A 23,070-nucleotide genomic window follows, 5' to 3' on the forward strand; every position below is an offset into this window, starting at 1 on the left:
ACGCAAGAGCCAAATTGTGAAACGGTCATGAAAGTTGAAAAATATATTTAATATTTCCCCTGTCATGCCGACAACCTGTCAAAGCCTTGCGGATTGAAAAACCATGCGGAATAACCAACCCATTACCCAACGTGAACGCACCTTTCCCGCTCAGCAACGGTTGATTTCCACTACCAATGCCAAAGGCGTGATCACCTACTGCAACGACGCGTTCGTCGAAATCAGTGGGTTCTCCCGTGACGAACTGATCGGCGCCCCGCACAACCTGGTGCGGCACCCGGATGTTCCGACGGCGGTGTTCGAGCACATGTGGAACACTCTGAAACAAGGCCTGCCATGGATGGGCATTGTCAAGAATCGCTGCAAGAGCGGTGACCATTACTGGGTCAACGCCTATGTGACACCCGTCTTCGAAGGCAACCAGGTGGTTGGCTACGAATCGGTGCGGGTCAAGCCCACCGCCGAACAGGTCCGCCGGGCCGAAGCGCTGTACCTGCGCATCAACCAGGGCAAGTCGGCGATTCCACGCCGGGACAAGTGGCTGCCGATCGTCCAGGACTGGCTGCCCTTCATCCTGGTCAGCCAGGTCAGCTTCCTGATCGGCGTGTGGCTCAACTCCCACTGGGGCTTCGCTCTTGCCGCCGCGCTCTCGGTACCGCTCGGCCTGCTGGGCCTGAGCTGGCAGCAACGCGGCCTCAAGCGCCTGCTGCGCCTGGCCGAGCAGACCACCTCGGACCCGCTGATCGCCCAGATGTACACCGACAGCCGCGGCGCCCAGGCTCGCCTGGAAATGTCGATCCTCAGCCAGGAAGCGCGTCTGAAAACCTGCCTGACCCGCCTGCAGGACACCGCCGAGCACCTCAACGCCCAGGCCAGGCAGTCCGACGACCTGGCCCAGAAGAGCTCCAGCGGCCTCGATCGCCAGCGCCAGGAAACCGAGCAGGTGGCGACCGCCGTCAACCAGATGGCGGCCACTACCCAGGAAGTCGCCAGCCACGTCCAGCGCACGGCCGACGCCACCCAGGAAGCCAACCGCCTGACCAGTCGCGGCCGCGATATCGCCGGAGAAACCCGCGAAGCCATCGAGCGGTTGTCGGTGGTGGTCGGTGAAACCGGCGGTACCGTGACCCAACTGGCCAAGGACAGCGATGAAATCGGCGGCGTGGTCGACGTGATCAAGGGCATCGCCGACCAGACCAACCTGCTGGCACTGAACGCTGCCATCGAAGCGGCCCGTGCCGGCGAGATGGGCCGCGGTTTCGCGGTGGTGGCCGACGAGGTGCGCCAACTGGCGCAACGCACCAGCGAATCCACCGGGCAGATCCACGCCCTGATCGCCAAGCTGCAACAGACCGCCAACACCGCCGTGCAGACCATGGACGCCGGCCATCGCCAGGCCCAGGAAGGCGTGGCACGGGTACTGGAAGCTGACGAGGCACTGGTGGGGATCAGCGAAGCGGTGGCCAATATCACCGACATGACCACCCAGATCGCCGCCGCGACCGAGGAGCAGAGCTCGGTGGCCGAGGAGATCAGCCGCAACATCAGCACCATCGCGCAACTGGCGGACCAGACTTCGGAGCAGGCGCACAACTCGGCGCAACTGAGCGAGGAACTGACCCACACGGCCCATACGCAATATTCGCTGGTGGAGCGTTTCAACCGATAGTTTCAAGTAAAATAGAGAAGACCCGATGACCGAAAGGCATCGGGTTTTTTATTGCCCGCAATAACATTAAATAGTTCTCTTTTATAAGTAAGAAATTTCCTCAAAGAAACAAACTTGGCACTTACAGAAAAACTACATACCAAACAAAAAATTCAAAACCCTTGACAACACCCAAGACTTAATATTCGTTGAGTACCTGGCACTATATCGCATAACCAACTGATAGCGTTTCAGACCTGAATGCATTATTTGCCAAAAGCACACGTATCGGCGCAGAACTCTCAAAACAATCTGTAACGCGTCTGATCGTGGGAAATGCCTGACAACACTCAATCAGATAAAAGGAATATCCTAATGAAGGACTTGGAGATTCAGAATTCAATCACGTTCCTGCAAGCTCCCGTCGTTGCAGCGGCCGCCCCTGAGGACGGCCTGCTGCAGGTCGCTGACCTGAACCAGCCCCTGGAGGTCAACATCACCTTGTGGAATTACCTTCAACCGGAAGAAACCTGTCAATTGGTCTGGAACGGCAACCTGGTGGGAGCCCCAGTATCCATGGAGCCATACCAGGCTGGCGAGAAAATTACACTGCTGCTCCCTGAGCAATTACTTTCTACAGAAGGCACACACCATCTGCAGTACATCGCTGCAAACACACTCAATGGAGAGTCGACTTTTTCATACCCTACCCAATTGATTGTCGATCGAACTCCAGCGGGAGGAGAGCTTCTTGCAGCACTAATACTTCCAACCACCGCTCTCGACGGCTTGACCAATAGCGAACTGATCGAACTAGGCAACCAACTCACCGCCATTGTCCCGGGCTATTTCGACATGAAGTGGGGAGATGTCATATACAGCCATTGGGGCGAGCACGCCGGCCCCACCCATACGGTCCAGGCCGACGAACTCGGCACCGGCAAAGTTCAACTCACCGTCGAGCGAAACTTCCTCGAGCAACTGGGCAACGGCGAGTTCGCCATCAGCTACAGCGTTCGCGACCGGGCCGGGAACGTTTCGGTACGTTCGCAATCGGTGCTGCTCAAGCTGCAACTGCAAGAGTTGCCGACCAACCTGGCGGCCCCCGTACCGCTGAAGATCGAAGATGGTCAGGTTCATGACTTGCATGCGCGCCTGGGGGTGAAGATCGGCGTGCCGACCTATGACCATGTCGCCATCGGCGACGAAATCCGCGTGCTGTGGAATGGCGAGCCGGTCGGCGGCAAGCGGATGATCAGTGTCCATGAACTGGGCAAGCCGTTGCTGTTCAACGTGATGGTCACCTACCTGTCCATTTCCCGCCACGGCGATGGTCCGGCCAGGGTGACCTACCAGGTCTGCCGCAATGGCGAGACCTTCGTCTCCCCGGACCTGGAGCTCGAGGTTTTTTTGCAACTGCCCGGCCCCCAGGACCCGACGCCCAAGACCCTGGTCAACGAGGCACTGGCCGCACCGGTGGTCAAGAGCAAGAATCCGGACGCCCAGACCCTGGACAACTACCTGGACGAAGACAGTGCACACTTGGCCGCCGACGTCGTCATCGCCTGGCGCGACGCCTTCCGGGCCGGTGACCGGATCAACCTGTTCTGGGGCAAGGCGGAACATCCGCTGGTTCGCCCCATCACCCAGCAGGACGTCAACAGCGGCTGCTACCTGGTGATCAACGTGCCGAACAGCCTGATCGTCGAGCAGGGCTGCGGGGTGGATATCCGTGTGCAATACACCGTGACCCGCGAGGGCAACCCGAATACCTCCTACTCCCCCAAGCAGTTGGTGGCGGTGATCTTCCAGATCCAGTTGCCGGGCGGTGAGGAGGGGCTGATGGAACCGGTGTTCAGCGGTGCCAGCGTGTTGAATGTGGTCGACCCGCGCAAGGATCCGGAAGGCACCGTGGTACACGTCGCACCCTACCGCAACATGAAGGAAGGTGACCGTATCCTCCTGCGTTTCTGCGGTTTCGATGCCCTGACGGGCGGTAATCCGATCGACAAGGCCACCTACACCAGCGAACACGTGGTCACCGGCCGCGACCTGCGCTACGGCTATCGCTTCCGGGTGCCGCTGGCACGCCTGATGGCCGTGGAGCACGGCCGTGGCCGGGCCCATTACGAGGTGAGCAACAGCCTGGGACGAGCCACCTCGTTGCCGGCTGATGTGTATATCTCGTCCCGCACGCCGGTCAAGGTGCGCTGAGCGTCGGCCATGAAAAAACCCTCGACGAGGCGTCGTCGAGGGTTTTTTCATGGGTCAGGAGAGGCCAGGAATCAGAATCCGTAGCGCACGCCGACGCTCACCCCCCAAGGCTGCTCGATGTGCTCGCCCTTCATGTAGTCGACATGAGCATGCAACTGCAGGTTCTTCGACAAGGCGGCGGAAACACCCGCCCCCAGCTCGGCGCGGCTGCCGAACAGGCTGTTGTCGAACGACACGTCGTTGATTTTCACGGTATTGCCACTACGGGAAAACTCATGGACCAGGGCTGCCTTGAGATAGGGCTGCAACAAGCCGCCATCCGCCAGTTGCAGGTTGCGCCCCAGCGTCGCTCCCGCCTTGCCGAGTACCGACTGGGTATGATCGTTCTGCGCTCTCAGACCGTTGTCCAGGGTATAGCGCTCTCCCTTGACCATGACCGTCGATAGTTGCGCATAGGGTTCGATGAACACATCCTGCTGCAGCTTGATGTGTTTGCCGAACTCCAGCGAGCCGCCATAGGCAAAGTTGTCGTAGCTGCCCTTGGCCTTGACGCCGTTGGTCATCGCCACATCCGCCTTGTTGCGCAAGCGGTTCAACTTGGCGACGGCATCCAGGTAATAACCTTCGTCCATCAACCAGGTGCCATAGGCCCCGATATAACCGCTGTCCACCGAACCGGCGGTCCCCCGGCTGAGACTGAGGTCGGACTCGCTGTGACCGACCATGGCACCGACCAGCAGTTGCCCGTTGCTGACCGGCACGGGCAGGTCGAAGCCGAGGGACAAGCCCTTCTGACGCTGCTTGTAACCGAACCCTGCATCCGCGGTGATGTTGTACTGGTTACCGTAACCGCGGATCCAGCCGCCGCCCTCGCCGCTGGTACGAATTTCCCCCATGCGGCTGCGCAAGGTCGCCAATTCGCCATACCAGATCGTCGGTCCGACGCTGAACAGTCCCAGAGCCGCCTGGCTCGAAGGGCTGATGGTCTTGCCTGAGCCAACGATGAACCAGTCGTCGCCCTGCCTTTCCAGCAGGTAGGAATAGGCGCCCAGGTCGACGCTGCCGCCGACCACATCGAACCAGGCATCGCCGCCTTCGGTATGCACCACATGCAATGGCGTGATCTCCGGCGAGTTCGGCTCCTGGCCGGTGTTCTCGATATTGAGCAGGAACTCGCCATTGGCCTGGCCATTGACACTCAGCAGGTCGCCGGTATTGTCCAGCAGGTTGACGTGCATGTTGAACATGCCGGTCCCCGACAGCTCGCCCAGGGACAGAGTGCGGAACTGGTCGGCCGAACCCAGGGTCACGCTACCGCCGCCCAGGGACAACGACTTGACCTCGGCATCGGCGACCAGGGTCCAGTTCGCGCCACTGTTGATGGCCACGCTGTTGGTGTTGACCAGATTGCCGGTGAGCTGGGCGTTGTTCTGCAGGGTAACGTCCAGGGTGCTGGTGTCATCGGCGACCAGGTCGCCGCCCAGAACAGAATTGTCGACGGTGAAGCCGACCGTGCTGTTGCCGCTGACATCCAGCAAAGTGCCGTTACCCGCCAACAGGCTGGCGTTGTTCCGCACCGTGATTCGCGCCGTGATCGCGTCCTGGGCGACAATAGCGGATCCGGCAAGTCCCTGCACGGTCGAGTTGTCGATCAGCACATCCGACTCCCGAGGATCACCGGGGTCATCTGGCAAACCGCCGGATCGTCCACTGATCAGCAGGCCAAGCGAGTCACCCAGCACATGGCTGCCGTTACTCATACTCAGCGATCCACCGTTCAATTTGACTCCGATACCTGGTACACCGGCATAGTCACGACCAATCACTTGGCTATTATCGAGACTGAGGCGTCCCCGAAACGCTACATGTGCACCATTTCCCGCACCGGATACAATGCTGTCCCGCACATCGGCCCTTGAAGCCGCGACGACGCCTCCCGGTAGAAAACTGGTCACCAGCGAGAGGCCCGTTCCTGTGCCATTCCGAATGTCGGCATTGTCAAGAACACCCCTAGCCCCATAAGACAGCTCCAATCCTTCAGTGATCCGACCACCGTTTACCCTCACCTGACCATAATCCGAGGCAGTGACACGGGTAGCAGTACCGCCGTCGATGATCTCCAGTACACCACTACGACCTACGTGCCACGACGTAACCTCGCTCTCGGCAGTGACCGTTTCCAAGCGGCCTTCCACAAAGCCCTGCGTTTCGTTGCTCTGGGCCAAGCCCACTTGGGGTACTAATGCCGCACTCATGATCCAGGCCATTTTTCCAATACCCAAGTACCGGATACGCAAAGGACACAATCGATAGTTTTTGTATAGCATTACTTCTTCTCCATCTAGCAAGAAGTAGTAGCCTGATAACTCCCCCATGGTTTTAATATTAAAACCAACTCTCAAAATTGTAGGAAAACTCCCAAGAAAATCGGGATAACCGCCCACAGAAAATTCAACAATCATTCACCCTAAAAAACCAAAAAAATCCAAACCACCCTTGACACCAAACACCCATTAATATTACGTGAAAAACAGATAGAAACTTCTATCTATAAAACCAAGACGGCATGACATTGATCGAGCTTTCCCAAAGTCTCGGCAAAGTGAACCTTATTGCCTTTAAAAAGGAATATATAGAATATGTGCAGACACAAGAACCGATCTGTTCTGACCCAGAACAGCTACACCCGTTCAGCCGAAAAGCTACTGACAATCCCCACGGTGCCGTCAGCCTTTGCCGACGGCCTATTACCACTTGCCGCACTCGATGCGCCGCTGGAAGTGCGTTTTCCGCTCTGGTCGGGCCCCTCGCTTGCACAGAACTATCAATTACGCTGGGATGGAGACCTCATCGGCACTGCCGTGGATATCCGGCAGGAGGATCTGGACAATCCCGAACATGAACTGAAGCTTTACCTCCCCCAGGAACTACTGGTTGAGAAGAACGACCCTACCAATCCAAAGAATAAGCAATACACACTGGAGTACCGAGTTTTCGATAACGACAGCAATGAGGCCAACTATTCATTCCCCAAACCAATCGAAATCGACACAACCAAACCCGGCTTGCCCAGCCATGGTCCAATGGACTTCCCCCGACAAGTGGATGATGGCCTGACCTCTGCGGAACTGAGCGACCTGGGCGACCAACTCGATGTCGTCGTTACCAGCTACAGCACCATGGCAGTCGGCGACTTTATCCAGTCATTCTGGGGCGCTATCCCCGGCCCCACCGCCACGGTGGGCGACGACAACATGAAGCTGGAGGAAGTACCACTGACTTTCAGCCGTCCCTTTCTCGAAAGTGTCGAGGCCCAGGTCGGCGACAGCCTGCAGCCGGTAACCTACCTGGTGACCGATCGAGCCGGAAACATCTCGGACCGTTCCGTGGCGCGCCACATCAAGTTGTTGCTGGCCGAGGCCCCCGATGACCTGCCGGCCCCCCTCGTCGAACAGGCCAGCCCGGAACAGGGTGGGCTGATCGACTACAACGATGCACAAGCCGGTGTCACCGTCGACATCCCGCTTTACCTGGGAGGCGGCCAGCCCGGGGATAGGGTGACCCTTTACTGGGGCGACAACAATCCGCTGCCGCCGATGCGGGTCGAGCCGGGAGAAGAAAACAACGACCCGATCCTGTCACCGGTGTTGCAGTTCGACGTTATCAACCGTTTCCCCGAGGGTATGGTCAATGTCCACTATGAGGTTCGCCGCGCCGATGGTCAGCTCAAGGGCACGTCCGAGAAGCTACCGGTACAGGTCCACCTGACACTGCCGCTACCGGAGGGGCGCCTGCAGCCCCTGACCGTCCAGGGCACCAGCGAAAACCCTAATCGCGAGGACAATCTCATCGATCCGGACGACTACGAGCTCGATGCCCGAGCCATCTTCCGCTGGGTCAACGGACTGCGTATCGGCGACAAGCTTCACCTGAACTGGGGCCGCCAGGAGGTACCGGATTGGCATGAGATCAGCCAGGAGGAGTTCAACGCCGGGGTCGATATCGACCTCCAGGTGGACAACAAGGTGATCAAGGACCAGGGCACCGGTCCCGCCATCGTGGTGAACTACAGCCTCAGCCGCGAAGGTAATCCCAATCCGTCATTGGGTCAGCCACAAAACGTGGTTGTACGTTCGAAGATGGAACAACCCGGTGGTGAGAATGGCCTCCTCGAGCCGCTATTCACCAGACTCGCCGACAACGGTCACATCAATCCCGGCCCGAACCCGGATGGCACACCGGCCTGGATACGCCCTTATGAAAATATCAAGCTGAACCACGACGTCACCCTGGTCTTCGAGGGCTTCGACCTCAACCACCGGCCAATCCCGGAGGCACGTTTCGAGAAAACCGAAACAGTCAACGAAACCAACATCTCTACCGGCCTGACCATACAGATCCCCCTGGCCAACCTGTACAAGGTCTGCAAGGGCTATGGGCAAATCACCTATCGGGTCACGCCGCTGCCCGAACACAACCAGGAACCTGCCAACTCGGAAACCGGTGAAGCGCCGGTCAGCATGGACCGACCTGGCGCGGGTTGTCCTGAAATGCCCACAACCTGACCCCATCGCCCGCAGGCTTGAACGGCCATGACGGCTGGAGCTTGCGGACCTATGCGCGGCCTTCCCTGCAAGGCCGCAGCCATTATCCGTTACGAGGAAACGCTCATGAATATCCAGTCCACTCCCGTTTTTCCACGCCCTGACGTACCCGCCGCCCTGGAAGACGGTTTACTGCCCATCAGCGCACTGAACGCCCCGCTGAGGGTAACCTTTCCTGTCTGGAACAATCCCTCGACCAGCCACCACTATCAATTGCTCTGGAACAATGAGCCCATTGGCGAGTCGCTTCCCATCCAACCAGGGGATAGGCCAGGCGACACTCTGCACCTGCATGTTCCGGTCGCTGCCCTGGTCGAAGGGCACTATGAGCTGGCCTTCCGGGTCACCGATAGCGAAAGTGAGCAATCCAGCGACTCCTTCCCCCGGCATTGGAAATCGACACCACCGCTCCCGGCCTCCCTTCCCTCGCTCCCCTGGAGTTCCCGCCCGAGGTCCGCGATGGCCTCACCTCCGAAGAGCTGACCGACATGGATGATGTACTACCGGGCATCGTCCACGGCTACACCGGCTTCGCCATCGGCGACCGGGTTAGAACCTTCTGGGGAGCCACCGAGGGTCCCGACGCCCTGGTCGAGGACGATGACATGGAACCTCGGCAGGTGATCGTCGAGTTTCCCCGCACCTTTCTCGAATCCCTGGGAGACTTCAACGGACCGGTGCACTACAGCGTCACCGACCGGGCCGGAAACCTCTCCAGGGACTCGGTCGCGGTCAACGTCCGCTTGCTGCTCAACGAGCCGGTCACCGACCTGCCGGCACCGATCATCGACGGCTACGTCGAGCCTATCGACCACGAACAGGCACAAGCCGGTGTCGAAGTGACGATTCCTACCTCGGAACCGGTCCAGGCCGATGACCGGATTCTCCTGCACTGGGGCAGCGTGGAGCTGGGTCCCTTCCCCCTCGATGCCTTTGGACAACCGATCATCCTGCACATCGACGTGCCTTTCGAAAGCATCGAGCAAGCCGGCGATGGGGATATCCGCCTGGAGTATGAGCTCAGTCGCGAGGGACATGTGATGGGCTACTCGCGGCCAAAGGATATCGTGGTCAAGGCCCGACTGCCGGTGCCCGGTGAGCTGCGCAAGCCGCTGATCCGTGGTGCCTCGCCCGATGGGGAGGACAACCTCATTTCCCCGGACGATTTCGAGCGCGATGCCAAGGCCGTCATTACCTGGAACACCGGTTTCATCGAAGGACAGGAACTGCAGCTGTACTGGCGCGGGCAGGCGATGTTCGAGCCTGCCTATCGCATCACCGCCAGCGATGTCAGCGCGGGCCGTGACCTGAACCTGACGGTGCCCGGCGAACGTTTCCGGCCACTGGGCACCGGCACCGATATCCGTGTCCACTACGGCATCGTCCAGGCCGGCAATCCGAACACCTCCAGATCCGCCGAGCAAGGCATCATCGTGCGCAACTGGGATGAACTGCCCGGTGGCCGACCGGGGCCCGACGCACCGGAATTCACCGACCTGAACGAACACGGCGCCATCAATACGGTGAACGGCCGTGACGGCGCACCGGTGCATATCGCCCCCTACCTCAATATCAGGCAGGGCGATGTCATCCACTTCCTCTACGAAGGTTTCGACCGTCTGGTGGGCGGCAACAGGAAGATCCGGTGGCCGCACACCTCCAACCCGCTGACCGAGGAGCAGGTCCGCAACGGCTATGACCTGCGCGTGCCCAGGGCAGTGCTGGACAACCATTGCTACGGCCACGCCGAGGCCACCTTCAGCGTCGACAGCATCACCGGAACCGGCCATTCGCAACGCCAGAGTGCCTACGTGGACATGCGCGTGAGCGGTGCCTGCCCGACAGGTGCCTGAGCCCCTGACTCCCTATTCCATCACTTACGGAGACACGATCATGTCCGTGAACATCAACCCGCAAAATCTGAAAAAACTCGATCAACCGGTCGTACTCAGCGCCAATCCAGGCGGCGTCGGTACAGTCGACACACAGGATCCTGCGAAACCGCTGCCAGTGCTGGCTGGCCCCCTGGACCTCGAGCCCGGGGATCGCATCGACCTGTACTGGAAAGATGCCGCCCGTCCCGTCAGCACCTACGAACACCCCATGGACGAGCCGCCGATCAGCGATTTCGTCACCCTGGCGGTGGACATCCGGGATATCCAGTCCGACAGGGAGCCCGTGCCCGTCTGGTTTCGCTTCACACCGTTTCCGGGCGGAACCTGGCAAGACTCCGACATCACCCTCATCCGGGTCAAACTGGAGATCCCCGGCGGCGTCGACATCGACCCGGCCACCCCCTACGAGAACGAGGCCCTGCAAGCGCCGCAGGTACAGCCGGCCGGCGTGATCACATCGCCCCACGGTGTGAGCGTGATCGTGGCGCCCTACCTGAACATGAGCGTGGGCGATCAGGTCAGCGTGGCCTGGGATGAGCGGAAGATCGATTACCCGCCCCTGGGCGAGGAGCACTTGAACCGCAACCTGCTCATCGCTGTCCCGACTGAGATCGTCGAAGCCGTCGGCAGTTCGCCCAGCCTGCCGGTGCGCTACGAGATCCATGACGTGGTCGGCAACTGGTCAAAGCACTCGCCCGCCACGCGGGTCGTGGTCGACCTCCAGGCCTGAGCGCCGTGCCGCCGGCAGTCCCACCCGGGGCTGCCGGCCCTATGCGCTCTGGCGCAGAATGAATGCGCAAACCTGCTGCGCGGCCCTGTCCAGATGCTGCGCATGGCTGAAGCCGCTGGCCTTGAGCGGCTTGAGGTCGTGGTCGGCGGCAGTCAGCCAGCACAGCTCGATACGCGGCGACAGCACATAGTCCGCCACCGCCTGACGGTTGCCCAGGGCATCACGCTCGCCCTGGACGATCAGGGTCGGCGTGGCGATGTCGGCCAGGTGCGCCACCCGCGGCTTATCCGGTTTGCCGGCGGCGTAGAACGGATAGCCGAGGCAGACCAATCCCTGCGCGCCAAGCTCGTCAGCCAGCAGGCTGGCCATGCGTCCACCCATGGACTTGCCGCCGATGAACAGCGGCCCGCGGACCTGCTGGCGCACCGTTTCGAAGACCTCGCGCCAGCACTCCAGCAGCCTGGCCTGGGGATTGGGCGGGCGCTTGCCGCCATCCAGGCGCCGTTGCGCCATGTAGGGAAACTCGAAACGCAGGACATTGACACCCTGCGCCGCCAGGCGCGCGGCCATCAGGCTCATGAAATCGCTGTCCATCGGTGCCCCGGCCCCATGGGCCAGGATCAGGGTCGGCGCCGACTCGCCAGCGGCCGCCCGATCATGCAGCCAGCCCTGGTGCCCCGGCCATGCTTGTTCGCCCATCTCATTCCTCATCGTTCACTGCACCCACTAGATATGTAACGCCCCCCGCGACGGGGATCTTTCGAGAATGACCGCCCACCTTCTGAACACTCAGAAGCATCGGGCCAGCGCCCCTGGGCGCCGATGCCCGCCTCTCTTTCCGTCAACGGGTAATGTCATGACCTCAGAACCGTCGCTCAGCGATTCCCGCTCCACCGCCTCATCCCGGACTGTATCGGCATTCGGCGCCGCTTTCGCGACCCTCGATGCCGCCATGCTCGATGCCAGGCACCAGTGCATCCAGCTGCGGGCCGCCTACCAGGCCTCGGAATTCAGCACCGATATCCGCTTCAGGGGGCTGCTCACCCGGGACGCCCAGGGCCTGTTTCACGCCAGCACCCCGCAGGAGTTCACCGCCCGCCAGGGTAGCACGGCCAGCCTGTGGCCCTCCGTGCCGCAAGACAGCGAACTGCCCACGGGCCACCGGATCGAGGCTGGCTATGTGTCCTACAGCGACACCGCACCCGCCGCCAGCCTGTCCGAGGACGAGCAGATCCACCAGGCGCTGGCTTCGGGCTTCTCCGACAAGATCGGTTATTTGCAGCAGGCGATCAGCCTGCGTGCGCGGTTCGCGACATGCTATCTGGCCGTCGGCGACGGCGTGCTGCTGCGTTACCTCTCCAGCGACTCGAAAGCCGAGCAGGAACTCCAGGCCGGCCTGCAGGCCCCCTCGGCCATCCTCGGTCATCTGCTGCAGTTGCCTGCGCCGCTGGTTTCGGCCCTGGACAAGCGGACACTGACGCCACTGGCCCTGATTCACCAGGTTGCCGAGGCCGGCGAGCTGTCGATCGTCAGCGGCGATGCCTTCTGGGGCCCGGCGCAGCGCATCACCAGCACCTGGAAACCCGACGCTGCCGGGATCCGCACCACGCAGGCACGCAAGGATCAACCCACGTCGGCCCTGAGCCGAACCTTCGTCAGCTTCGATGAGGCTGTGCGGCATATCCATGGCCAGGTGGGGCTCAAGGGCCGGCACCGACAACAATCGCTGATCGTGAAGCATCCACACAAGGACGAATTCCGCGCCACCGAGCCGGTCGCCGTTGCCGGCCCGCTGTTCGACCCCATAGGCCTGCAGGCGCTGCCAGCGCAAGTGGTGCTGGCCGGCCTGTACGCCCAGGCCGACAGCCTGCCCGGGCAGTCGCCGCCAGAGGAAAACTGGCTGTATGAAAACACCCTGCGCCCCCACGACCTGCTCGCCGGGCTCGACCAGGCCCGGCGCCGGCGCCCCCAGGGCGGAGCGCCCCTGCCATTGTGCCTGGGTACCGCCGATGGCGCCCTGCTGTCCTACCAGTCCGGGGACAGCGAACTGGAACGGGCCCTGCTCCCCGAACGCGCCGACTGGCAAGCGCGAGCCGAGCGCTTCAACCGCGAACTGCTCGATGGCAAGCTGTCGACCTCGCAATGGGTACGCCGCCTGGCCGAAGCCGGGACCCTGCGGGTACTGGTCGGCAGCCGCCTGTGGAATCGCGCCGGCAGGGTGCCGGCCGATACCTGGCAACCCTTCGCCGACAGCCCCGTACCGGAACTGGGCCAGGCGTTTCTCTCGGCCGATGATGCGGCGCGCTATGCCCAGCAGATCACTCTGGGCGGCCACGCCCGGCAAATGGGCGGCTTGATCTTTCAACGCGCGGACCAGAGCTTCGTCGCCACACAACCGCGTTTCACCGAAGGCCGGCTGTTCGACGCCAGCCAGCTCTATCCCAGCACGGAAACCGGCCTTCCCGCCTTCCCGGCCGGGCATCGGCTGCATGCCGTGTATCGCTCCAACATCAACCTGAGGAATGTCGAGCGTTCCGGAGCGCTGGCGAACCTGCCCGAGGACGAATTCCGCCTGGCTCACCGCAGCATCACCGCCCAGGAAGTACTGGCCACCATCGCCGGCCGGTCCGCGGGCCTGCAGGCCTTCTATGTGCTGATGAGCGACCTCAACCTGGTCAAGTACCTGCCCAGCGACAGCCAGGAGGAGGACCAACTGGTCATCCGTCTGCTGCCCAAGGCCCGTTCTGGCCGCAGTGCCATCGAGGAACAACTGGAAAAGGGCGAACTGCTGCCCAGCGATTTCATCAGGCTGCTGGCCAAGACCCAGGGCCTTTACCTGGTCCGGGGCGACCGCTACTGGGGCAAGCCTGGCAAGCTGCCAGCGAACTGGGCCCCCAATCCCATCGTGGCACCGCTCGATCAGCCGAGGCCGGCCCTGGGGCCGCTGTTCGACAACCTGGAAGCCGCCGCCCGCCACACCCTGCAACGCCTCGATGGCCAGCACCCGCAACAGCGGATCAGCTTCATCCTCAAGCATCGGCAAGGGGCACGATACGTCGCCTGCGAACCGGTCGTGGCCGGCACGCCGCCGTTTTCCCCGGCCGCGGTATTCGGCACGAATGCCATGGGCCATCCCGACCTGCCGGCCGATTTCGAGCTGGCGGCCATCAGCTACAGCGCCGCGTTGTATCCCGACCCCGTCCCTGCCGGGGACAGTTGGCAGTACCGCAATGTCTTCAACCCCATCGATCTTGCCGCCGCCCTGCCCTATCTGCGCCCGGATGATCCGCTCGACGAAGCGCTGCCCCTCTACCTGAGCACCCGCGAGGGCGCCTGGCTCAAGTACCTGTCACGGGATGCCGAGGCCGACGACCTGCTGCTCAAGCGCCAGGGCAGCGAGCCGAGCCTCGGCGAACAGGTGACCCTGGGCAACCTGGAAGTTCGCCATTTCGTCCATGGCCTGGCCCGTGCCGGCAGCCTGAGCGTGCTCAGGAGCAGCGAACTGTGGGATCGCGAAGGGCCGGTCAGCGACACCTGGAAGCCCTACCAGCACTTCCAGCGCCGCCTGCTGGGGCCGGTGTTCTCCCGCGCCGACGATGCCGCCCGGCATGCCCATGGGCAGATTCCGCATCGTCACGACCAGGTCCATGGCGGCCTGGTGCTGCAGCGTCCGGACGGGCTGTTCGTCGCCACCGAACCCTGGCTGTCGCCGACGGCGGTCTTCGACCACAAGCGGGTTTTCCCCAAGGACGTCAAGGCGGCGTTCTTCCCCGAAAACCACAAGGTGGTCGGCGTCTACCACTCGGGCCTGGGCACCATCGACTTCCACCTGCCCGAGGACGAAGCCGAGCTCTACCTCAATCTGTTCCGCACCTGGGACCTCCACCAGGCGATCAGGGAACGCGACTCGATCCCCTACCGCTATTTCTCGGGCAGCGACGGCTCGCTGATTCGCTATACGGCCAGCGGCTCCGCCCATGAGCAGGTGTTGTTCAACCAGCTGTCACCGCCCGCCGACCGCCCGCTGCAGGTGATGGACAACCCCCTGCAACGGCGGATCAGCAGTGCCAGGGCGGATGACAAGGGCGTGCTGGCCACCTATGCCCGGGACCTGCTGCAGGCCGGTGAACTGCTGGTGCTGGTACCGGGCGCGATCTGGGTCCACAAGGGTGTGGTCTCCAGCCTGAATGCCAGCGCCGACGGCTTTCGCGCCGGCAACAGCCGCCAGGCGAGCAATCACGGACACGCCACGGCCTTCCCGGACCTGAGCCCGGTGCATATCGACGCCCAGGATGCCCTGCGCCATGCCCTGGTCGCGGCAGGCCAGCCGGACGAGACGCTGTTCGGTTTCATCTTCAGGAAAACCGGGCGCGAGGAATATGTCTCGACCGCTGCCGTCGCCGATGGCGGGTCCCGGTTCAACCGCTACCGGGTGTTTCCCGAGCATGTCGACCTGTTCAAGATGATTGCCCAGGGCTACGACTTCGACGGGGTCTATGTCGCCCCACCCGCCCGCCAAGGTGCGACCGGACTGCTGGCCGACCCGACCTATCGCCACTTCATCGGTGCCCGCGACTTTGCCCACCTGATCGCCACCGCCCGTGGCGTCTGCCCCGTGTCCCAGACACCCGGGCTGGAATCGAGCGTCAAGCTCTACCTGTCGATCCCTGATGGAGCCCTGCTGCAATACCAGGTCGAGGTGTTTCCCAAGCAGGACGAAACCGCCGAGGGCGCGGTCTTCGCCTCGGATGGCATCCCGACCCAGGGCCAGTTGGAGGAGGGCACCCTGGCTCCGCTGGCCTACCTGCGCCAGGTCGCGGCCGGCGGCAAGCTGCAGGTATTGCGCAGCGGCAGCTTCTGGTCGGCACGCGGCCCGATCGGCACGAACTGGGACCCCACCCTGCAGGCGGCCAGGCAACCGGAACGCTATGAAGTCGGCCCGCTGTTCAATCACGCCGACGACGCCGCACGCTACAGCCATCGGCGGATCGAGCGTCGGCATCAGCAACTGGTGGTCAGTGCGACCTATCGCTGCCAGGCCAGTCACTGCTACGCGGTCATCGAACCGTTCAGCAATGAGCGGGAGGTCAAGGTCACTCGCGCCATCGCCGCGACCAAGGCCCAGGAACTGGACCAGGAGCGCCTGCCACTGACGTTCGACCACACCTATGACCTGCACAGCCTGCATATCGCCCATGCCACGGGCCCGGCCTACCTGGGCACCGAGCGTACGGCGGTGCTCGACTTCTTTTCCGTCACCTTTATCTGCTTCGCCACCCGGACCCTGGAGAACCAGGGGACCTATCTCGGGGGGCTGTATCTCTCCGCGGCGGATGGTGCGCTGCTCAAGTACACCCCGCGTGGCTCCGCCGCCCAACGCCAGTTGTGCGCCACGGGCCTGCCCGCGCAGAACGGTTCTTCGGCCGAGCATCAGGTGATCGAACTGCCCGATGCCGCCTTCGTGCAGAAGGTCGCCGCCACCGGCAACCTCAGCGTGCTGGTCACCAGCGGGCAGTGGCGACAGGCAGGCCCGGTGGAGCCCAGCTGGAAACCGCTGGCCAGCCTCCCCACCCGCCCGTCGAGGACCGCACGGGCCCTGACACCCCCGCTGATCAACAGCTTCCATGAACTGGGCGTGGGCGCGACCGATGTCATCGACCCGCAGCGGGCCCTGCCGGTATTGGTCGGGCCGCTGCAACTGCAGCCGAAGGACAGGATAGAGCTGTACTGGGGCACTCATCCCAACCCCGTCGCCACCCATGTCCAGGGCAACACGCCCAGCAGTGGGCACATCACCCTGAAAGTCGAAACCCGCTGGATCACCTCCGGGACCACGACCGTGCGTTATGTGCTCACCCCCTTTCCCGGCGGTACGCCCGAGGAAGGCCGGCAGACGGTGCGGGTCAAGCTCGACAGTCCCGGTGCTCCCGAACGCTCGTGCAAGGCCGGCAACGGCGCCACCCTCTGCGAGAACGAAAAACTCGCCTTGCCCCAGGTGCTGCCGCCCGGGGTGATCGAGGACCCCGAGGGCGTCAGCGTGGTGGTCAGGCGTTATGCGAACATGGCCCGTGGCGACCGGATCCTGGTGTCCTGGCATGGTCGCCACGTGCAGCACCCCGAGCTGATGGAGCCGAGCGACGAAGTGGTGATCCCCATCGATCCGGAGATCATCCGGGATGCCGGCAACTCCGATTCGATCATCGTGCGCTACGAGATCCGCGACGAGATCGGCAACTGGTCGCAATGGTCACGGCCGGCGCTCATCGAGGTCGGGATCGGCGATCCGTCCCTGCTCGCACCGGTGGTTCCCAAGGCCCAGGGCATGATGCTGAACCTGGACGAACTCGACGGCGCCGACGTGCAGGTGCTGGTACTGCGCTACGAAGGGATGAACAGCGGTCATACCGTGCGCCTGGTGGTGGAGCGCGAGGATGCCGAGGGCCAGCAGCTGCTGCCCCATACCCAGAGCAGCCCCGGACACGACAGCGACCCCTTCGTCTCCTTCATGGTCCCCTACGAGCAGTTCATTGCCATTCTCCGTGGCCTGGCCCGCTTCTATTACTATGTCGACATCGCCGGCCAGCCCAGCCGTCGCTCCAAGAGCCGGCCGCTGTGGATCACCGGCCGGGCACGCACCCTCAAGCCGCCGCGGGTGCCGCTTGCCGAGCAGAACGGCAACGTGCTCGACCCGGCATTCCGTAATGTGATCGCCCATGTCGAGCCCTACGACTTCATCGCCGCCGGGCAGCAGGTCAAGCTGACCTGGCTCGGCCGGACGGCCAGCGGCAGCGAGGTGCCGTATGACCGGACGATCACCCTGCGCGAGGAGGACATCGACAAGGACATCCAGTTCCTGATTCCCGACGACAAGGTCAGCGTGCTGGCCGGTGGCTCGGTCACCCTGCACTACGAAGTCACCACCAGCGCCGGGGACAGCTTCCCGTCGCTGCCGCGCTACCTGCCGGTCAGTGCCGGCCCGCTCGATCTGCCCAGGCCCAGGGTCCGTGAAGCCGGCGGCACGTTCCTGCTACCGGAACTGGCCCAGCGCGGGGCGACCATCGACGTGCGCTATGCCGGCATGCAAGGCAGCGACAGCGTCCAGGCCTACTGGCGCGGGACTGCGGGCAACGGCACGCCGACGCTGCCGGCGCAACCGGGCAGCGACAGCGGCAGCCTGGCCTTCTTCGCCCCGGTCACTGCGGTCAGCGCCAACATCGGCAAAAACGTGGATGTCGGCTATACCCTCACCCGTGGCAGTGTGGCGTCACCGTCCGAGGTCCTGCCACTGTCGGTGCTGCTGCCGCGAAACCTGCCGGCCCCCGAGGTTCGCGAGGCCAGGGATCGGCTGCTGGACCTGAACACCTTCAGCGCAGATGCCACCGTGGAGGTCGGCAAGTGGCCGCATATCCAGGTCGGGCAACGGGTCTGGCTGCAGGTCGAAGGCACCCGCAACGATGGTACGCCCTATCGTTTCACGCTCTGGAAGGCGGAGGAAATCACCAGTATCTCCGACGTCATTCACGGCAAGCTGCCACGCAGCGGGCTCGACAGCCTGCGGGACCTGAGCGGCCTGACGCTGACCCTCAAGGCGAGCTTCGATGGCAGTGCCGACGAAACCACGGCCGTACTCTTCCCACGGTTGACCCTGACGGTGCGGGCGAAAATGCGCGTGCCTGAACTGCTGCTCGATACCAGCCCGGTCAACCTGCACGGCCAGATATTCCTGATCCCCTGCCACCCTCAGGTGCTGCCCGAATTCGGCCCGGGCACCTGGGTCCAGCGGGTGCCCAGCGGCGGAGTCCCCGGCTACACCTACAGCAGCGAGAATCCGAAGGTCGCCGCAGTCGACCGCAATGGCCGGGTAACGGTACGCAGCAACGGCAGCACGCATATCGTGGTGCGGGACAAGGCCGGGCAGTTCAAGAAATACCAGGTCAACGTGTACGGTGTGATGCTGTGCTACGACCTCGGCGTCGCCAACAGCGATGACACGACCGAGAACGCCACGATGAAGGGCCTGAGGCTACCCGACATCGACGAGCTCAAGGCCATTCGCAGGCTCTATGGCAATCGCTGGCCACTGCAGCACAGCACGGAGAAGTTCACCTGGTCGATGACCGCGAAGAAAGGCACGCTGGGCCTGATCCTGCTGGTGCTGGACATGCGCAAGCCGGACGTGGCGGAGATCCCCCACCCCGGGCTCACCGTCGACCTCGGCCTGGTGACCCTGACCCATCATGCCTCGGGCCTGGGCCTGGGCAGCAGGCTGCTGCCCTGCACCTGATCCGTTGATCCGGGCGTCGCGCAGCCCGCTGCGACGACGCCCCACGCCTGCACCCGGGCTCCATGGCGGAGCCCATTGACCCCCGTCAATACCCGCCGCTGGCTATTTGCCCATGCTTGGCTTGCTTTAGTCTGCCTATAACTCCGGGCCGGACATGCAGGCCGCCTGGCAGGCCGTCTGCGCGTTGGCCCGAACCGTGGATGGGGAACCATGAACACTTCAATCAGTACCGCCTACAACTACCGGGTGGTCCGCCAATTCGCCATTATGACGGTGGTGTGGGGCATCGTCGGTATGGGGCTCGGGGTTTTCCTCGCGGCCCAATTGGTCTGGCCCGAACTCAACTTCAACCTGCCGTGGACCAGCTTCGGCCGCCTGCGCCCGCTGCACACCAACGCGGTGATCTTCGCCTTCGGCGGCTGCGCACTGTTCGCCAGCTCCTACTACTCGGTGCAGCGCACCTGCCAGACCCAGCTGTTTTCGCCCAAGGTGGCGGCCTTCACCTTCTGGGGCTGGCAGCTGGTGATCCTGCTGGCAGCCATCAGCCTGCCGCTGGGCTACACCAGCTCCAAGGAATACGCCGAGCTGGAATGGCCGATCGACCTGCTGATCACCATCGTCTGGGTCGCCTATGCCTACGTGTTCTTCGGCACGGTGATGAAGCGCACCACCAAGCACATCTATGTCGGCAACTGGTTCTTCGGCGCATTCATCATCACCGTGGCGATCCTGCATATCGTCAACAACCTGGAAATCCCGGTCAGCCTGACCAAGTCCTACTCGCTCTACGCCGGTGCCACCGACGCCATGGTGCAGTGGTGGTACGGGCACAACGCGGTGGGCTTCTTCCTGACCGCCGGTTTCCTGGGGATGATGTACTACTTCGTGCCCAAGCAGGCCGAACGCCCGGTGTATTCCTATCGCCTGTCCATCGTGCACTTCTGGGCGCTGATCACCCTGTACATCTGGGCAGGTCCCCACCACCTGCACTACACCGCCCTGCCGGACTGGGCCCAGTCGCTGGGCATGGTGATGTCGCTGATCCTGCTGGCACCCAGCTGGGGCGGCATGATCAACGGCATGATGACCCTCTCCGGCGCCTGGCATAAGCTGCGCAGCGACCCGATCCTGCGCTTCCTCGTGGTCTCCCTGGCGTTCTACGGCATGTCGACCTTCGAGGGTCCGATGATGGCGATCAAGACCGTCAACGCTCTCTCCCACTACACCGACTGGACCATCGGCCATGTGCACGCCGGGGCGCTGGGCTGGGTGGCGATGATCTCCATCGGCGCGCTGTACCACATGATCCCGAAAGTCTTCGGCCGCGAGCAGATGCACAGCGTCGGCCTGATCAACGCGCACTTCTGGCTGGCCACCATCGGCACCGTGCTCTACATCGCCTCGATGTGGGTCAACGGTATCGCCCAGGGCCTGATGTGGCGCGCGGTCAACGAGGACGGCACGCTGACCTATTCCTTCGTCGAAACCCTGGTGGCCAGCCATCCCGGCTTCATCGTGCGGCTGATCGGCGGTGCCATCTTCCTCAGCGGCATGCTGCTGATGGCCTACAACACCTGGCGCACCGTGCGCGGTGCAGCACCTGCCACCGTCACCGCCAACGCGCAGATGGCCTGAGGAGTTCGCCATGAAACACGAAGTGATCGAAAAGAACGTCGGCCTGCTGATGCTGCTGATGGTATTCGCCGTCAGCATCGGCGGCCTGACACAGATCGTCCCGCTGTTCTTCCAGGACGTCACCAACAAGCCGGTCGAAGGCATGAAGCCCTACACCGCACTGCAACTGGAAGGCCGCGACATCTACATCCGCGAAGGCTGCGTCGGTTGCCACTCGCAGATGATCCGGCCGTTCCGCGCCGAGACCGAACGCTACGGGCACTATTCGGTGGCGGGTGAAAGCGTCTGGGACCACCCGTTCCTGTGGGGTTCCAAGCGTACCGGCCCGGACCTGGCCCGGGTCGGCGGCCGCTATTCGGACGACTGGCACCGTGCGCACCTGTACAACCCGCGCAACGTGGTACCGGAATCGAAGATGCCGGCCTACCCGTGGCTGGTCGCCAACGCCCTGGACAGCAGCCACACCGAAACCAAGCTGCGCGCCATGCGCACCCTCGGCGTGCCCTACAGCGACGACGACATCGCCGGCGCCGTGGCCAGCCTCAAGGGCAAGAGCGAGATGGACGCGCTGGTCGCCTACCTGCAGGTGCTCGGCACCGCGATCAAGAGCAAGAGGTGAGCCATGGAGATCAGTAGCGGAATGATCCGCGGCCTCGGCACCCTGGTGGTGATGATCGCCTTCGTCGGCCTCGCCATCTGGGTGTTCAACGGCAAGCGCAATCCGGAGTTCGCCCAGGCACGCATGCTGCCGTTCGCCGACGATCCATTGCCCGAAACACCTGAACAAGACCCTGCAACAAGGAGCAACCGGCCATGACCACCTTCTGGAGTACGTACATCTGCGTACTGACCATCGGCAGCCTGATCGGCCTGACCTGGCTGCTGATCGGCACGCGCAAGGGCGAGACCAAGGGCAGTGTCGACCAGACCATGGGCCACAGCTTCGACGGCATCGAGGAGTACGACAACCCGCTGCCGCAGTGGTGGTTCATGCTGTTCGCCGGCACCCTGGTGTTTTCCGTAGGCTACCTGATCCTCTACCCCGGCCTGGGCAACTGGAAAGGCATCCTGCCCGGCTACGAGAACGGCTGGACCGGCGTGCACGAGTGGGAAAAGGAAATGGACAAGGCCGATGCCAGGTTCGGGCCGATCTTCGCCAAGTTCGCGGCCATGCCCGTGGAAGAAGTGGCCAAGGACCCACAGGCGCTGAAAATGGGCGGACGCCTGTTCGCTTCCAACTGCGCGGTCTGCCACGGCTCGGACGCCAAGGGCGCCTACGGTTTCCCGAACCTGGCCGATGACAGCTGGCGTTGGGGCGGCAGTGCCGACACGATCAAGACCACCATCATGGGTGGCCGCATCGCGGCGATGCCGGCCTGGGGCGACATCCTCGGTGAGGACGGTGTGCGCAACGTCGCCGCCTATGTGCGCCACGGCCTGGGCAAGCTGCCGCTGCCGGAAGGCAACGGCGCGGACCTGGCCGCCGGCCAGCAGGTCTTCAACACCAACTGCGTCGCCTGCCATGGCGCCACCGGCCAGGGTACCCAGGCCATGGGCGCACCGGACCTGACCACACCGGCCGCGTTCATCTACGGCACCAGCCTGGCGCAACTGCAGCAGACCATCCGCCACGGTCGCCAGGGCCACATGCCGGCCCAGAGCGAACTGCTCGGCAACGACAAGGTGCAGTTGCTGGCCGCTTACGTGTACAGCCTTTCCCACGGCAGTCAAGGAGAAAACAAAGCTCAATAAATACCGGATATTTCCTGCCGCATCGATCAGGATGCGGCAGTTCCCCTTCCCTGCGCGACCGAGTGTCGCACCTCGGTTTCGCTCTGCCTACCCACTCCCGGGAATCGGTACTAAGCTTTCCAAACCTCGATCAATCCGCAACCCCTCGTCAACCGGTCGGTCACGGTTTTCGCGAGCGCGCGTTTTGACCCTACACCGAGCATGGAAAGGCCGCAGAATCAGCGTCGCAAGGTATTGACCCAGGTCATGGCGCGTTGCAATGACCCTACTCTTTATCCATACTTGCGGCCGATTTTCACCCCTAATAA

Annotated in this window: 12 protein-coding genes; 10 read left to right on the top strand and 2 right to left on the bottom strand. The window is 62.9% G+C overall.

Going from position 1 to position 23,070, the window contains the following annotated elements; genetic code table 11:
- Positions 1 to 103: 103 nt before the first annotated feature.
- Together ACZ5KU_RS22185 and ACZ5KU_RS22190 are read left to right on the top strand one after the other, a co-directional pair.
- Positions 104 to 1,669 (top strand): methyl-accepting chemotaxis protein, encoded by a 1,566-nt coding sequence (locus ACZ5KU_RS22185; protein ID WP_054060390.1) that lies wholly within the window; start codon positions 104 to 106, stop codon positions 1,667 to 1,669.
- 834 nt (positions 1,670 to 2,503) lie between these two features.
- Positions 2,504 to 3,862, top strand: coding sequence for a hypothetical protein (locus ACZ5KU_RS22190; protein ID WP_464736282.1), 1,359 nt, complete (start codon positions 2,504 to 2,506; stop codon positions 3,860 to 3,862).
- Positions 3,863 to 3,933: 71 nt separating this feature from the next.
- Here ACZ5KU_RS22190 and ACZ5KU_RS22195 read toward each other — a convergent pair whose 3' ends face one another.
- Positions 3,934 to 5,622: an autotransporter outer membrane beta-barrel domain-containing protein gene (locus tag ACZ5KU_RS22195; RefSeq protein ID WP_239688080.1), complete on the bottom strand. Its 1,689-nt coding sequence runs from the start codon at positions 5,620 to 5,622 to the stop codon at positions 3,934 to 3,936.
- Between the two features lie 879 nt (positions 5,623 to 6,501).
- Here ACZ5KU_RS22195 and ACZ5KU_RS22200 point away from each other — a divergent pair.
- The 3 genes from ACZ5KU_RS22200 (at position 6,502) to ACZ5KU_RS22210 (ending at position 11,091) form a co-directional block, all read left to right on the top strand.
- On the top strand, positions 6,502 to 8,427 hold the full coding sequence (locus tag ACZ5KU_RS22200) for a hypothetical protein (RefSeq protein ID WP_054060392.1): 1,926 nt from the start codon (positions 6,502 to 6,504) through the stop codon (positions 8,425 to 8,427).
- 527 nt (positions 8,428 to 8,954) lie between these two features.
- The gene (locus ACZ5KU_RS22205; RefSeq protein WP_464736283.1) at positions 8,955 to 10,319 is read left to right on the top strand and encodes an addiction module component; all 1,365 of its coding nucleotides are present in this window, start codon (positions 8,955 to 8,957) and stop codon (positions 10,317 to 10,319) included.
- 40 nt (positions 10,320 to 10,359) lie between these two features.
- On the top strand, positions 10,360 to 11,091 hold the full coding sequence (locus ACZ5KU_RS22210; protein ID WP_464736284.1) for a hypothetical protein: 732 nt from the start codon (positions 10,360 to 10,362) through the stop codon (positions 11,089 to 11,091).
- A 39-nt stretch (positions 11,092 to 11,130) separates the two neighbouring features.
- On the opposite strand, the gene ACZ5KU_RS22215 is transcribed toward ACZ5KU_RS22210, so the two are convergent.
- Positions 11,131 to 11,790 (bottom strand): alpha/beta family hydrolase, encoded by a 660-nt coding sequence (locus tag ACZ5KU_RS22215; protein WP_464736285.1) that lies wholly within the window; start codon positions 11,788 to 11,790, stop codon positions 11,131 to 11,133.
- Positions 11,791 to 11,947: 157 nt separating this feature from the next.
- Between ACZ5KU_RS22215 and ACZ5KU_RS22220 the strand changes: the two genes are divergently transcribed.
- The 5 genes from ACZ5KU_RS22220 to ccoP all read left to right on the top strand — a co-directional run bounded on the left by ACZ5KU_RS22220 (position 11,948) and on the right by ccoP (position 22,762).
- Positions 11,948 to 19,375 carry an Ig-like domain-containing protein gene (locus ACZ5KU_RS22220; protein ID WP_464736286.1) on the top strand — a complete coding sequence of 2,476 codons (7,428 nt, stop codon included), beginning with the start codon at positions 11,948 to 11,950 and terminating at the stop codon, positions 19,373 to 19,375.
- Between the two features lie 210 nt (positions 19,376 to 19,585).
- Entirely contained in the window at positions 19,586 to 21,010 is a 1,425-nt protein-coding gene (gene ccoN / locus ACZ5KU_RS22225; RefSeq protein ID WP_054061065.1) for a cytochrome-c oxidase, cbb3-type subunit I, read from the top strand.
- 10 nt (positions 21,011 to 21,020) lie between these two features.
- Positions 21,021 to 21,629, top strand: a complete 609-nt coding sequence (gene ccoO, locus ACZ5KU_RS22230) for a cytochrome-c oxidase, cbb3-type subunit II (protein ID WP_054061066.1) — start codon at positions 21,021 to 21,023, stop codon at positions 21,627 to 21,629.
- Positions 21,630 to 21,632: 3 nt separating this feature from the next.
- A complete protein-coding gene (locus tag ACZ5KU_RS22235) occupies positions 21,633 to 21,827 on the top strand; it encodes a cbb3-type cytochrome oxidase subunit 3 (RefSeq protein ID WP_337959421.1) in 195 nt (64 codons plus the stop codon).
- Complete coding sequence (ccoP, locus tag ACZ5KU_RS22240; RefSeq protein ID WP_054061067.1) at positions 21,824 to 22,762, top strand: cytochrome-c oxidase, cbb3-type subunit III; 939 nt, start codon at positions 21,824 to 21,826, stop codon at positions 22,760 to 22,762. Before ACZ5KU_RS22235 ends, ccoP begins: the two co-directional genes overlap by 4 nt.
- Positions 22,763 to 23,070 lie beyond the last annotated feature (308 nt).

It is taken from the genome of Pseudomonas sp. Tof1, from assembly GCF_055390395.1.